This is a genomic window from Listeria grandensis FSL F6-0971 (assembly GCF_000525835.1).
Taxonomy (GTDB): Bacteria; Bacillota; Bacilli; order Lactobacillales; family Listeriaceae; genus Listeria_A; species Listeria_A grandensis.
In genome coordinates this window covers 1-12,639 of record NZ_AODD01000037.1, presented here as the reverse complement: position 1 = coordinate 12,639, position 12,639 = coordinate 1, and the positions used below count along the sequence as shown (strand labels likewise).

General features: G+C 42.0%; 14 protein-coding genes. 11 read left to right on the top strand and 3 right to left on the bottom strand.

All coding sequences use genetic code 11. The annotated features are described in order from the left end of the window. The first annotated feature begins 10 nt into the window (after positions 1-10). The 4 genes from PGRAN_RS14835 to PGRAN_RS14820 all read left to right on the top strand — a co-directional run bounded on the left by PGRAN_RS14835 (position 11) and on the right by PGRAN_RS14820 (position 2,713). Positions 11-823 carry a phosphotransferase family protein gene (locus PGRAN_RS14835; protein WP_036068382.1) on the top strand — a complete coding sequence of 271 codons (813 nt, stop codon included), beginning with the start codon at positions 11-13 and terminating at the stop codon, positions 821-823. After that, entirely contained in the window at positions 814-1,455 is a 642-nt protein-coding gene (gene trmB / locus PGRAN_RS14830; RefSeq protein ID WP_036068380.1) for a tRNA (guanosine(46)-N7)-methyltransferase TrmB, read from the top strand. Before PGRAN_RS14835 ends, trmB begins: the two co-directional genes overlap by 10 nt. Positions 1,456-1,520: 65 nt before the next feature. Further along, complete coding sequence (locus tag PGRAN_RS14825) at positions 1,521-2,354, top strand: MBL fold metallo-hydrolase (protein ID WP_036068377.1); 834 nt, start codon at positions 1,521-1,523, stop codon at positions 2,352-2,354. Between the two features lie 125 nt (positions 2,355-2,479). Beyond that, on the top strand, positions 2,480-2,713 hold the full coding sequence (locus PGRAN_RS14820; protein WP_036068375.1) for a metal-sensitive transcriptional regulator: 234 nt from the start codon (positions 2,480-2,482) through the stop codon (positions 2,711-2,713). Positions 2,714-2,752: 39 nt separating this feature from the next. On the opposite strand, the gene PGRAN_RS14815 is transcribed toward PGRAN_RS14820, so the two are convergent. Next, positions 2,753-3,064 carry a PepSY domain-containing protein gene (locus PGRAN_RS14815; RefSeq protein WP_036068374.1) on the bottom strand — a complete coding sequence of 104 codons (312 nt, stop codon included), beginning with the start codon at positions 3,062-3,064 and terminating at the stop codon, positions 2,753-2,755. Positions 3,065-3,219: 155 nt separating this feature from the next. Between PGRAN_RS14815 and PGRAN_RS14810 the strand changes: the two genes are divergently transcribed. Continuing rightward, complete coding sequence (locus tag PGRAN_RS14810) at positions 3,220-4,293, top strand: M42 family metallopeptidase (RefSeq protein ID WP_036068373.1); 1,074 nt, start codon at positions 3,220-3,222, stop codon at positions 4,291-4,293. After that, the gene (locus PGRAN_RS14805; protein WP_036068370.1) at positions 4,268-4,504 is read left to right on the top strand and encodes a hypothetical protein; all 237 of its coding nucleotides are present in this window, start codon (positions 4,268-4,270) and stop codon (positions 4,502-4,504) included. Before PGRAN_RS14810 ends, PGRAN_RS14805 begins: the two co-directional genes overlap by 26 nt. Before the next feature lie 146 nt (positions 4,505-4,650). Here PGRAN_RS14805 and PGRAN_RS14800 read toward each other — a convergent pair whose 3' ends face one another. Then, positions 4,651-5,094: a YtoQ family protein gene (locus PGRAN_RS14800; protein ID WP_036068362.1), complete on the bottom strand. Its 444-nt coding sequence runs from the start codon at positions 5,092-5,094 to the stop codon at positions 4,651-4,653. Positions 5,095-5,226: 132 nt separating this feature from the next. Between PGRAN_RS14800 and PGRAN_RS14795 the strand changes: the two genes are divergently transcribed. The 5 genes from PGRAN_RS14795 to murC all read left to right on the top strand — a co-directional run bounded on the left by PGRAN_RS14795 (position 5,227) and on the right by murC (position 11,155). Beyond that, positions 5,227-5,538 carry a thioredoxin family protein gene (locus PGRAN_RS14795; RefSeq protein ID WP_036068434.1) on the top strand — a complete coding sequence of 104 codons (312 nt, stop codon included), beginning with the start codon at positions 5,227-5,229 and terminating at the stop codon, positions 5,536-5,538. Between the two features lie 26 nt (positions 5,539-5,564). Continuing rightward, positions 5,565-6,356, top strand: a complete 792-nt coding sequence (locus PGRAN_RS14790; RefSeq protein ID WP_036068432.1) for a DUF1444 domain-containing protein — start codon at positions 5,565-5,567, stop codon at positions 6,354-6,356. Positions 6,357-6,361: 5 nt separating this feature from the next. Next, entirely contained in the window at positions 6,362-6,973 is a 612-nt protein-coding gene (ytpR, locus tag PGRAN_RS14785; protein ID WP_036068360.1) for a YtpR family tRNA-binding protein, read from the top strand. 262 nt (positions 6,974-7,235) lie between these two features. Then, complete coding sequence (locus PGRAN_RS14780; RefSeq protein ID WP_036068359.1) at positions 7,236-9,524, top strand: DNA translocase FtsK; 2,289 nt, start codon at positions 7,236-7,238, stop codon at positions 9,522-9,524. A gap of 293 nt (positions 9,525-9,817) precedes the next feature. Further along, positions 9,818-11,155, top strand: a complete 1,338-nt coding sequence (murC, locus tag PGRAN_RS14775; RefSeq protein ID WP_036068357.1) for a UDP-N-acetylmuramate--L-alanine ligase — start codon at positions 9,818-9,820, stop codon at positions 11,153-11,155. Positions 11,156-11,289: 134 nt separating this feature from the next. Here the strand turns inward: murC and PGRAN_RS14770 are convergent, their stop codons facing one another. Beyond that, complete coding sequence (locus tag PGRAN_RS14770) at positions 11,290-12,402, bottom strand: aminopeptidase (RefSeq protein ID WP_036068356.1); 1,113 nt, start codon at positions 12,400-12,402, stop codon at positions 11,290-11,292. Positions 12,403-12,639 lie beyond the last annotated feature (237 nt).

Sequence of the window (12,639 nt, the reverse complement as noted above, 5' to 3'; positions counted from 1 at the left end):
TGAATGTGGAATGGAAGATAATTTATTTGGGCAAGATTGGGAAATAGAGCCAGCGGGTGGCGAAACTGGGAAAGCGTTTGTTGCTGTCCATGAAGACGAAAAATTCTTTTTGAAAAGGAATTCCTCGCCTTTTTTAGCTGCGCTTTCTGTTGAGAATATTGTGCCTAAATTGATCTGGACACGACGCGTGGAAAATGGCGATGTCATCACTGCTCAAAAATGGATTAACAATGGACAAACGCTTCGGGCAACTGAAATGCGCGAACCAAGAGTGGCGAAATTATTAGGAAAAATTCACCAATCAGATGCATTGCGAGATATGTTACAGCGGATTGAGAAAAAAGAGTATTCGTGTGGTCAACTACTAGCGATAGTGACAGAGTACGTGGATAAGCTAGGTAACCCTGATTCTTTGGTAGCACAGGCGTATCATTATTTAATAGAGCATGTCGATGCATTGCCAGAAGAACCGCATGTTGTTTGTCATGGGGACGTCAATCATAACAACTGGCTTCTTTCGGAACAGGAGGAACTATACCTTGTGGATTGGGATGGGGCTATGCTTGCGGATCCGGCTAATGATTTAGGTGTCCTACTGTATCAATATGTTCCCTACGGAGAGTGGGAGCGATGGCTTCTTGAATACGGCCAAACGTTGACGTGCGAATTTTATTTGCGATTGAAATGGTTTGCGATTTGTCAGGTATTAATGGCGATGAACTGGCAATTTGAGCATAGCAGAGCGCCAGAACTTGCGCGCTTGGAATTATTGCTAAGGAAAATAATGGAGGATGAAGAGGTGTACGTGACATTATGCGAGTAAAACATAAACCGTGGGCACGAGAGAAAATTCTAGCTCACCCGGAAGTATGCGTGGCAAACCCAGAAGCATCAAAAGGGAAATGGCACCAGTTGTTTGGAAATGAAAACCCGATTCATATCGAAATCGGAACGGGGAAAGGTCAATTTGTTACCGGGATGGCTAAAGCGAATCCTGATATTAATTATATTGGCATTGAGGTTGTGGAAAGCGTGCTGATTACAGCGCTTGATAAGGCGCTTGTTGCAGGTATTCCGAATTTGCGATTGTTGTCCGTGGATGGGGCAGATCTGTTGGAATACTTTGAATCCAGTGAAGTTGCGCGTGTTTATTTGAATTTTTCTGACCCATGGCCAAAAAAGCGGCATGCGAAGCGCCGGCTGACGAACTCGCGTTTCTTGGATATTTACAAGGCGTTGCTGCCTGTGGATGGTGAAATTCATTTTAAAACGGATAATCGTAGTCTATTTGAGTACTCGCTGGTGGCATTTTCTGAATATGGGATATTATTGACATATTTGTCATTAGATCTTCATCATAGCGATTATGAAGGAAATATTATGACGGAATATGAAGAAAAGTTTTCTGCGCAAGGTTTTCCGATCTATCGTTTGGAAGCAACATTTAAATCATAACGAGAGGCTAGAGCCCGCAGTAATTGTGGTTGCTCTGGCTTTTTTGTATGAAGGAGGAGACGTGTATGAATACATTGAGAGTAGGGGAGATCACGATTCATTGGTTGCGCGGTGGTCTGACACATTTTGATGGAGGTGCCATGTTTGGTGTGGTTCCTAAGGCGCTTTGGAGCAAAAAATATGAACCGAATGAAAAAAATCAAATTCGCTGCGTGTGCGACCCGATGTATTTTGAATATCAAGGGAAGCATTATCTGATTGACGCGGGAATTGGCATGGGTCGGTTGACGGAGAAGCAAAAACGAAATTTTGGTGTCGCGGAAGAATCTTTCGTATTGGAAGACTTAGCGCAACTTGGTGTGAAACCAGAAGATATCGATGTTGTTTTGATGACACATCTGCATTTTGATCACATCGTGGGACTTACGGATACGACTGGAAAAAGTATTTTTAAGAATGCAACTATCTACACGACGGAAACGGAATGGGCGGAAATGAAGCGACCCAATATCCGATCGAAAGCAACATATTGGCCAGAGAATTGGCACGGCGTTGCACATCAAATAAAAACATACAATCAATTCCTAACTTTAAATGATGCGATTATGCTCGAGAAGACGGGTGGACATAGTAACGGGCATGCGGTCATTCGGATCAATAGTGGAGGGGAGTCAGCTATTCATATGGCGGATATTTTTCCAACGCACGCGCATCAGAATGTTTTGTGGATCACGGCATATGATGATTATCCAATGGATTCCATTTTTGCGAAGGAGAGATTGCGAGATGAAATTAATGGAACTGGGAAATGGTTACTTTTTTATCATGACTATTTTTATCGGGCATTGCGTTTTGATGAAGATGCTCAGATTGTGAATGAGGTAAAAGTGGAACGTTGAATTTCGTATACCCCTATAAGGTATGATTCATATTATCCTGGGTAGGGGGATATATAAATGCTTTATATTCAACGGTTTTATGTTGTTTTATAAAAATATAAATATAATAAGTTGGGGGTATTGTGATGTTGGAAGTTAGAAAAGCGGTTTCTAGTCGGTTGGCAAAGGTTGAGGGGCATGTGAAATCCATTAAAAAAATGACGGATGAGGGACGTTCTTATGAGGATATCTTATTGCAGATGGCTGCTGTAAGAAAAGCGTTGCAAAGTGCAGAAAAAGTTATCTTTAGCGAGCAGATGAAAGACATGGTGGCGAGCGGTGAGTTCGACCAAAAGCGTGTGGATAGTTTTATTAAATAAAAAATGGCAAGCCGAGTTGTGGCTTGCCATTTTGCGTTTTTAAGTTAAGTAAACATCGATAATTGTTCCAGTCGTAGCATCTGCGATAAACTCGAATTGTTTTTTCTCGCCGTCGCGAATCGCTGTAATACCGCCGTGATATACGAATGTATCCATCGCGAATTTTTTGTAATGTTGTTTTTTTAGTTGGATCCACGAGCCTTCGATGGGCCCTTCTTTTTTGAATGCCTCTTTGACATTTTCCAGAATAACATCTCCTGAAATGGTTTTTGGCTCGAGTAGGTAATGGTTGATGAAGTGACCAGCCGTAGCCCCTGCAGCAACGCCGGTAATAAACGCTTTCCAGTTCATTGTTTTCCTCCCTAAATCTTACTTGTATTTATCTTTAAGTTTCACTGTGTCTTATTATACCCTCTAAACTAAAAATATAAAAGCCTTTACATCGACGGAGCCTTTCTAAAAATGGTATAATGCTAGGGAAATCACCGAAAAGGACTGATTATAAATTGGAAAAAGAAACGTTGGATTTATTTAAAACATTAACGGAGTTGCCAGGCACTTCGGGTAACGAGCAATTTGTGAGAGATTTTGTGAGGAAAGAGATCACGCCGGTTTCTGATGAAGTTATTCAAGATGGTTTAGGTGGTATTTTCGGCGTGCGTCATGGGGCCGATGAAGGGCCGCGTATTTTGGTAGCGGGTCATTTGGATGAAGTCGGTTTTATGGTGACACGAATTACTGATAGCGGGATGATTGCTTTTCAAACGATAGGTGGCTGGAATCCGCAAGTTTTGCAAGCGCAACGTGTGCAAGTGATAACAGCGAATGGTCCTGTGATTGGTGTTGTAGCCTCAGTTCCGCCGCATTTATTGACAGAAGCAGAGCGAAGTAAACCAACGGACCCGAAAAATCTATTGATCGATATTGGCGCGGATGATCGCGATGATGCGCTAGTGATTGGTGTGAAACCAGGACAACAAATTGTTCCTGTGGCTGAATTTACGCCGCTTGCTAACCCGAAAAAAATTATGGCGAAAGCATGGGATAACCGATATGGTGTTGGGCTTGCGATCGAGCTTTTAAAAGCAGTGAAAGACGATGCGCTACCCAATACATTATTTGCGGGTGCGAACGTGCAAGAAGAAGTTGGGCTTCGTGGTGCGGGTGTGAGTGCGCATATGATTCAACCAGATGTTTTTTTCGCGCTCGATGCTAGTCCGGCGAATGATACAACGGGTGATAAAACGCAATTTGGTCAAATTGGTCAAGGTTTCTTGATGCGTGTTTTTGATCGGACGATGATCATGCACCGTGGTATGCGTGAATTTCTATTAGATACAGCGGAATCTAATCACCTTCCGTATCAATACTTTATCTCGCCGGGTGGAACAGATGCTGGGAAAGTACACACGTCGAACAGCGGTATCCCGAGTGCGGTAATTGGCGTTCCGGCGCGCTACATCCACTCAGCTAATTCGATTCTGCACATCGATGATTATGCGGCGGCTAAAGAAATGATTGCGACGGTAGTCCGCAATTTGGATAAAACGACATTTGAAACAATTCGCGACAATGCTTAAAATTTGGCGTTCGCCGGTTATTTTGATGGGAAGTATCATGATTGTTTCTGCTCTTTTTTTATGGATTGGCTATCTATTTCCGATTTTTTATTTTCAGGAGACAGAGCCGGGTTGGATTTTAACGACGTTGATTGGTGGAATTCTGGTTTTGGGATTCGGATTTATGTGGTCTTGGAAGGAACGAGTCAACGTGAAGAAGCGCCTGAAATAGGGGTGCTTTTTTGCGCTTAGGAGGGGAATGGGACTTACGTTGAAGATAGATTACTAAGAAGAGGCCGCGTTGTTTGTGAAGAAGGGGAGGGATCGCTATTTGGAAAAAATCAGTTAATCTTCCCGCTTCTGTCACATACGTGGTCTTTATGTGAATAGGTAATCGATTACTTGCGCAGCTTGTTCGATGGAGTCTACTGTTACGTTCGCCTTCTCCGATAACTCTTTTAACGGGTGATGTAGCGATTCGGGTCGGATGATGATGGTTGGTTTTCCGAGTGTGATCGCAGTTGCTGCGTCGGTTGCGGTATTCCATTGTTTGAACTTCTCGCCGAACAGGGCGATGACTAAGTCTGCTTTTTTCAGATGTAGTTCGGTGCGCAAATTGTTGATCTTTGACGCTTGCAAGTCCTTGTAAATGGGATTTGGTTGCGTGCCGAGAATGTTTTCGCCGATCGCGTCTGACAAACCGTGATTCTCCTGTGGTCCCCAGAAGTGGAATGTGATACCTGGTTTTTCATTAATGCTAGCGCGCAGTTGGTCGCGCCAGTCCGAATGAATTTCGCCAGCTAAATAAATATGATAATCCATAAAAAACGCCTCCTTATTTGCTATGATAGAAGAAATAATGGTGAGTAGCAAGTTTTGTGAGCGTAATTCTTTACTAATTTTGGTGTGGGCTTTAGGATGGAAGATATAAGAACAAGAAGGAGTCGAGTGATGATGAAGCATTTGGAATCAGTAGCAGAATTTAATGAGTTAAAAGATAATGGTAAAACGATTTTTATGTTCAGCGCGGATTGGTGTGGGGACTGTAAGTTTATTGAACCGGTCATGCCGGAGATTGAAGCGGAGCATGATGATTTCACTTTTTCGCACGTAGATCGTGATCAGTTTATTGATCTGTGTGCGGACTTGGCGATTTTCGGGATTCCAAGTTTTTTGGCGTTTGAAGATGGCGAGGAGATCGGGCGTTTCGTCAGTAAGGATCGCAAAACAAAAGAAGAAATTAATGACTTTATCGATGCGCTATAAGAAGAGGGGAGGGCTTTGTTTTGAAAATGACTACGCAAAAAATGAAAGAACGCCTTGAAACGGAGCTTTCGGGCAATGGTCGGACGTTCGGTTATGATCGAGAAAAGGATACGTTAAAGGTGACGGAATCCGGCCACTCGATTACACTGTCTATTCCGCAAATCATCGCAAACTGGGAAGAAAATGGTGATGTTGCCGTGGATAAAATCAGCTACTATGTACGCGAAGGTTTGCTTGCATCGCAACAAAAAATCGATATTCGTGCGAGTTTACCGAATGTATATCCCGTGATTCGTGCGACTTCTTTCCCTCGTGAAACGAAGGATGGGAAAGTGCTGTTAAGAGAAGAACACACGGCGGAAACAGCCATTTTTTATGTGGTGGATGTAGGGGCGTCCTATCGGTTTATTGAGGAAGAAAGTCTGCAAAATACAGATGTGACGCTGGATGATATACGGATTGCGGCGTTTGCTAATTTGCGAACACGACCAACGACTTCGAAAAAAGATTCGGTGAGTGGGAATGATTATTATTTTGTGCGGACGAATGATGGATATGACGCGAGTCGCATTTTAAATGAGTCTTTTTTGGAAGAGATGCGAGCGCAAATAGAGGGCGAGATGGTGCTTGCGGTGCCGCATCAAGACGTGCTGATTATTGCGGATATAAGAAATAATACGGGCTATGATGTGTTGGCGCACATGACGATGCAGTTTTTTGCGGACGGACTGGCGCCAATTACCTCTTTACCTCTCGTGTATAATGATGGTAAACTAGAACCGATCTTTATTATGGCCAAAAACAGACCAAAGGAGTAGTTAACGTGATTGTAAATGCATTTTATAACGAAAAAGGAGTAGGGGACACGCTTTTAGTCCACCTCAATGATGTAGAAAAAACGGATTTTGAATCCAAAGGAAACGTGACACGTATTTTTGATGTGAAGACTGGTGAAACGGTTGCCATCAATTTATTTGAGGTTTCGAAAAGACGCGCATTTGATGCGAATGGTAAAGTGAATTTGACGGCAGAAGATGTCGCGTTCATCAACAAAGAATTAGTGGATAATGGTTTTGATTTTGTGTTAGAAGCAGATCTTTCGCCTAAATTTGTTGTCGGGTATGTGGCATCGAAAGAAAAGCATCCGAATGCGGATAAACTAAATGTTTGTCAAGTTGATTTAGGAGGCGAAACAGTACAAATCGTATGCGGTGCACCGAATGTTGACGCAGGTCAAAAAGTGGTTGTTGCTAAAGTGGGAGCTGTTATGCCGAGTGGTTTAATCATTAAACCATCCAATCTTCGCGGAGAAGATTCGTTCGGGATGATTTGTGCGGCGCGCGAGTTGGCGATTCCTGATGCACCGGAAGAAAAAGGAATCATGGTACTAGATGATAGCTATGAAACGGGCGCGGAATTTCCAGTTTTATTTTAAAATGAAAAGCAGTTCTTTCTGATGGGAGAACTGCTTTATTTTCGTTCTATTTGGTATACAATACCGGTTTTTATTGTTCTTTTTATTTTAGAGGAGCGAAGTATAAGTTTATGTTATGTGGCTTTGGATGGTGATATAACAACAATCTACGAGGATTTTTAGAGTTGGATCTAGGTTACAGAACTTTCATGATAGCTTTATCTAAATTTCTCTGTTAGAATCAGTTTAAGAAACGGAAAAAAACAAATAGGTAGTGATATAAATGGGATGGTTTAAAGAGTTTTTCTTTGCCGATCGAAACGAAGAATATGAAGAAGTAGTGTCTAAGCCGAAAAAAGAGGCAGAACAAGCGCCACCGGTTCAAATAGTACCAACTAAAGTTGAAAAAATAAGGCCAGCGACAAACCAGAAGCATCTACCAGCCAAGCAACAGCGCGAAGTCTATGCTAAAGTTGTGTATCAATATCCAAAAGGTGAGTTCCGCTTTCCGTTAATTCCAGATGGGTATCGACCGATCAAGGAGAAAAAAGTAGCGTTACATATAGAACAACAAGTAGTCTCATCAAGTATCACAAGAACGATTCCGAATGGTACACCAAAAATCGAGAAGAAACGACCGTTCAGACCGACCGATGTACCTTCCCCTGTGTTTGCCTTCCAAAAAAGACCAAGTCGTTTTGAGTTTGATATCACAAAAGAACAAGAATCGAGTGAAATCATTCCAGAAATAGTAGAAGCTGTAGCTGAACCCGAGCCAATCGTGGACATAGAAGAGATTTGGAACGATGACGCATTCCCGACAGTAAATGTCGTATTAGAGGCCGAAGAAAAGGTTGCTATTTTAGAACAAATTCAGGAAGAAGTGGTAGCGGAATCGATCGCTGAAGAAGTTGAAGCTACGCCAGAACCGGTCATAGAACAAAAACCAGTGGAGCAACCCATCGATCTTATTCATGAAGCTCCGCAACCAGAAAAAGTAGTAATGCCTGAAAAAACACCACCGAAAACCAGAATTCCTTTCAACGTGATGATGGTGAATCAAGATAAGCAACATGCGGAGAAAAAAAGCGAGCCAGAGTCTGAAATTGGAATAAAACCAGTTTTCCCTACAGAATCGCGTCTAAAAGAAGAGGCGAGCGGTTATTATTTCCCGTCGCTAAATCTATTGAAACCACCTGTTTTCGAAAATGAAGATGAAGAGTGGCTAGCATTTCAAGAAGAACTTTTAAACGAAACGCTTTCGAATTTTAATGTTTCTGCGAGCGTCGTGAATGTTACGCAAGGACCTGCCGTTACGCGCTTTGAAGTTCAGCCGGAAAAAGGTGTGAAGGTAAGCAAAATCACGAATTTGACCGATGATATCAAGTTGAGCCTTGCTGCAAAAGACATTCGGATGGAGGCGCCGATTCCTGGAAAGAGCACAATTGGAATCGAAATTCCGAATGAAACGAGCCGTCCCGTGATGCTTTCGGAGATTATGAACAGCCAAGCTTTTCAGTCGAGCAAATCGCCGTTGACCGCAGCGCTTGGTCTCGATATTTCAGGCATGCCAATCGTTACTGATTTGCAAACAATGCCGCATGGTTTAATTGCAGGAGCTACCGGATCAGGGAAGAGTGTGTGCATCAATTCCCTGCTCATTAGTCTTCTCTATAAAGCCACGCCAGATGAATTGAAATTACTACTTATCGATCCAAAAATGGTTGAATTGGCACCGTACAATCGCATTCCACACCTCGTTAGCCCTGTCATTACAGATGCGAAGGCTGCAACCGCAGCGCTTAAATGGGCGGTAGAAGAGATGGAACGCCGTTATCAACTCTTTTCGCATGCTGGCGTTCGAAATATGGAGAAATTTAATGAATACTCTTCGCACCCAGAGCACTCAGGTGAAAAATTGCCATATATTTTAATCATTATCGATGAATTAGCTGATTTGATGATGGTCGCTCCAAACGACGTAGAAGAAGCGATCAGTCGTATTGCTCAAAAAGCAAGGGCGTGTGGTATTCATATGATTGTAGCGACGCAGAGGCCATCTGTGGACGTTATTACGGGACTTATTAAGGCGAACATACCAACACGGGTTTCGTTCTCTGTTTCTTCGCAAATCGATTCCAGAACGATCATTGATACAGCAGGGGCGGAGAAACTTCTCGGAAAAGGGGATATGCTCTTCTTACCAAGTGGTTCCTCTAAACCAGTTCGCCTGCAAGGGACTTATGTTGGTGATCAAGAAATCGATGCTGTTATTGCTCACGTACGGAATCAAGCCGAGCCAAACTATCTTTTCAAACAAGAAGAGTTGCTAGAACGTGAGCTTGCCAAAGAAGAAGAGGATGATCTTTTTGATGAAGCTTGTGACTTTGTACTCGCTCAGAATGGAGCTTCCACCTCTTTGCTTCAACGCCATTTCCGTATTGGTTATAACCGTGCTGCAAGATTGATGGAGGCGCTAGAGAAACACAGCATTGTCTCAGAAACGAACGGTTCAAGGCCGCGGGATGTTATTATCACAAAAGAACAATTAGAAAAGATACGTGCTAATTAATACATCCATAGTTCTATTAGCGTATAAAAACGTACTTTATAAAGCGCAAAAATGCAAAAATATAAGTCCTTGGATATAAATTTTCCACAAGGATTTCTTAATGGGCGAGAAAGTGCTATAATTGCTTAGTGAGAGTTTTCATGCGAAACGACTAACAGCAAACACACATACACGTAAGTAGTAACAAGAAGATGTCTAGAAATAATAAAAATAATGAAAATGCTATTTAAAATAAGCAACACACTATTTTTTAGGCTACCTCTTCAAAGATTAAAATTCTGGGGGTTCAATTGATGACGACGTATCATTTTGTTGGGATTAAAGGGTCAGGTATGAGTGCACTGGCTCAAATTATGTTTGATAAGGGCTTCTGCGTGCAAGGAAGCGATGTAGAAAAGTATTTTTTTACACAGAAATCATTGGAAGAAGACGGTATTGAAATTTTGCCATTCTCTGAAGACAATATTCATGAAGGGTTAACAGTCATTGCGGGTAATGCGTTCAAAGACGACCATCCTGAGATTAAGAAAGCAATGGACATGGATTTACCAGTTATTCGCTATCATAAATTTTTGGGACAACTTATTGAAGGCTATACAAGCGTTGCTATTACTGGATCGCACGGTAAAACATCGACGACTGGTCTTCTTTCACATGTATTAGAAGAGTTGCGTCCAACTTCGTATTTAATCGGTGATGGGACTGGGAAGGGTAACCCAGATGCTGAGTATTTTGCTTTAGAGGCTTGTGAATATCAACGCCATTTCTTAGCTTACTCGCCAACCTATGCGATTATGACGAATATTGATTGGGATCATCCAGACTATTTTAAGAGCGAGGATGACGTATTTAGTGCGTTTGAATCATTTGGTAAACAAGTGAAAAAGGCTGTTTTTGCGTTGGGCGATGATACACAATTGCGCCGCTTAAAACTAGAAGTTCCCATTATTTACTTCGGTTTTGAAGAGGGGAATGAGTTTCAAGCTAAAAATATTGTGAAAGAAACGACTGGCTCCACATTTGATGTGTATCATAACGGTGAGTTCCATGGAACATTCGTGATTCCGACGTATGGCGATCACAACGTACTCAATGCGCTGAGCGTTATCGCGCTTTGTCACTATGAAAAAATCGGAACTGTTGATGTAGCAAAAGAATTGCGTACATTTGAAGGTGTGAAGCGTCGTTTCAGTATCACGGAGAGACAGAACCAAGTATTGGTGGACGATTATGCACACCATCCTTCTGAGATTCGAGCTACTGTCAATGCGGCTCGTCAAAAATATCCAGATCGTCCAATTGTAGCGGTATTTCAACCGCATACTTTTACACGGACACAAGCATTTCTACAAGGTTTTGCAGATAGTTTGAATCTAGCGGACGAAGTGTATCTATGCGATATATTCGGTTCGGCGCGTGAAAATCGTGGCACATTAACGATTCAAGATCTAGCCGCAAAAACGAAAGGCAACCATGTGATTCAAGAGCAGCATACAGAAAGTCTATTAGCTTACGATAATGCTGTGATTTTGTTCATGGGAGCAGGAGATGTTCAAAAATTCCAAGCGGCATACGAAGGGATTCTTGACACGGGTGTGAAATTTATAGAAGAAAAGCGAGTGATAAATTAAGTGTGTCATTTGAGCGCTGTATGTTAGTGCAATCCTAATGTACAGTTCTTTTTTGATGTGCTATCCAAGATACGCCTAATATTGCATAACAAAGAAGGAATCCGGCAAAATGGGATTCCTTCTTTGTTATGTTATTAAATGAGGTTCTCTGGATTCAATTTCTCTAATTCTGGAATGACGAAACGGCCATCTTTACGAATGAGAACATCGTCAAAGTAAATCTCGCCACCACCGTATTCAGGACGCTGAATGTTCACCAAATCCCAATGAATCGCGGAATGATTGCCATTTGGTGCTTCATCATAACTTTGACCTGGCGTGAAGTGGAAGCTACCTTCAATTTTTTCATCAAAAAGAATATCTTGCATTGGTTCGTGAATGAACGGGTTAACACCAATCGCGAATTCGCCGATAAAACGAGCACCATCATCCGTATCCAAAATTTTGTTAATACGCTCCGTATCATTCGCTGTAGCCTTCACAATTTTTCCGTTTTCAAAAGTAAAAGAAACGTTTTCGAAAACAAAACCTTGATAAGGAGAAGGTGTGTTATACGTAATTGTACCATTCACGGAATCGCGCACAGGAGCCGTGTATACCTCGCCATCAGGAATATTCAACTCACCAGCACATTTGATAGCAGGAATATCTTTGATTGAAAAACGCAGGTCTGTGCCTTGTCCAACAAGACGAACGCGATCAGTTTGGTTCATCAATGTTACGAGGCTTTCCATCGCTTCTCCCATTTTACTATAATCAAGATTGCAAACTTGGAAGTAGAAATCTTCAAACCCGACGGTGCTCATTTTAGATAATTGTGCCATAGACGCGCTTGGGTAACGTAACACAACCCATTTTGTTTGTTTAACACGAATACTCGTATGCATTTTCCCAACTGTTTCGCCGTTAATTTTCATTTTTTCGGCAGGGACGTCCGATAATTCATTAATATTATCACCAGCACGCAGGCCGATATATGCATCCATCTCTTTCATGACGTTTCCTTCAAACTCGGCGATTTTAGCATATTGCTCTGGACTTGCACCAAGCATCATTTCACGGTCAATCTGTGGCTCTTTCAAAGATACGAATGGGAATCCGCCAGCTTTATAGGCTTCTGCAACGAGTGAGGTCACCAGTTCTTTTTGTAAACCGAAGTTCTCAATAAGTACCTTCTCGCCGGCTTGCAGGCGCACAGAGTAGTTAATTAAATTATGAGCTAGTTTTTCAATACGTGGATCTTTCAAGCATATCACTCCATTTCATTTTTTCCACCGTTTTGCGGCACCTCTACAGTTTACTCCAATTCCACAAAATATGCTTCCAAAAAGAATTTATTTCGTCGCTTTCTGTACACTAAAAATACGATCTATCGGCAAGCCATGGTATTTTACTTCCCTTTTACGCATAATATTGCTAAAATGAAGACAGCCCGTTCTTTAGAAATGGTCGTTTTACATAGACACATTGGGGGTAAAGTGCTA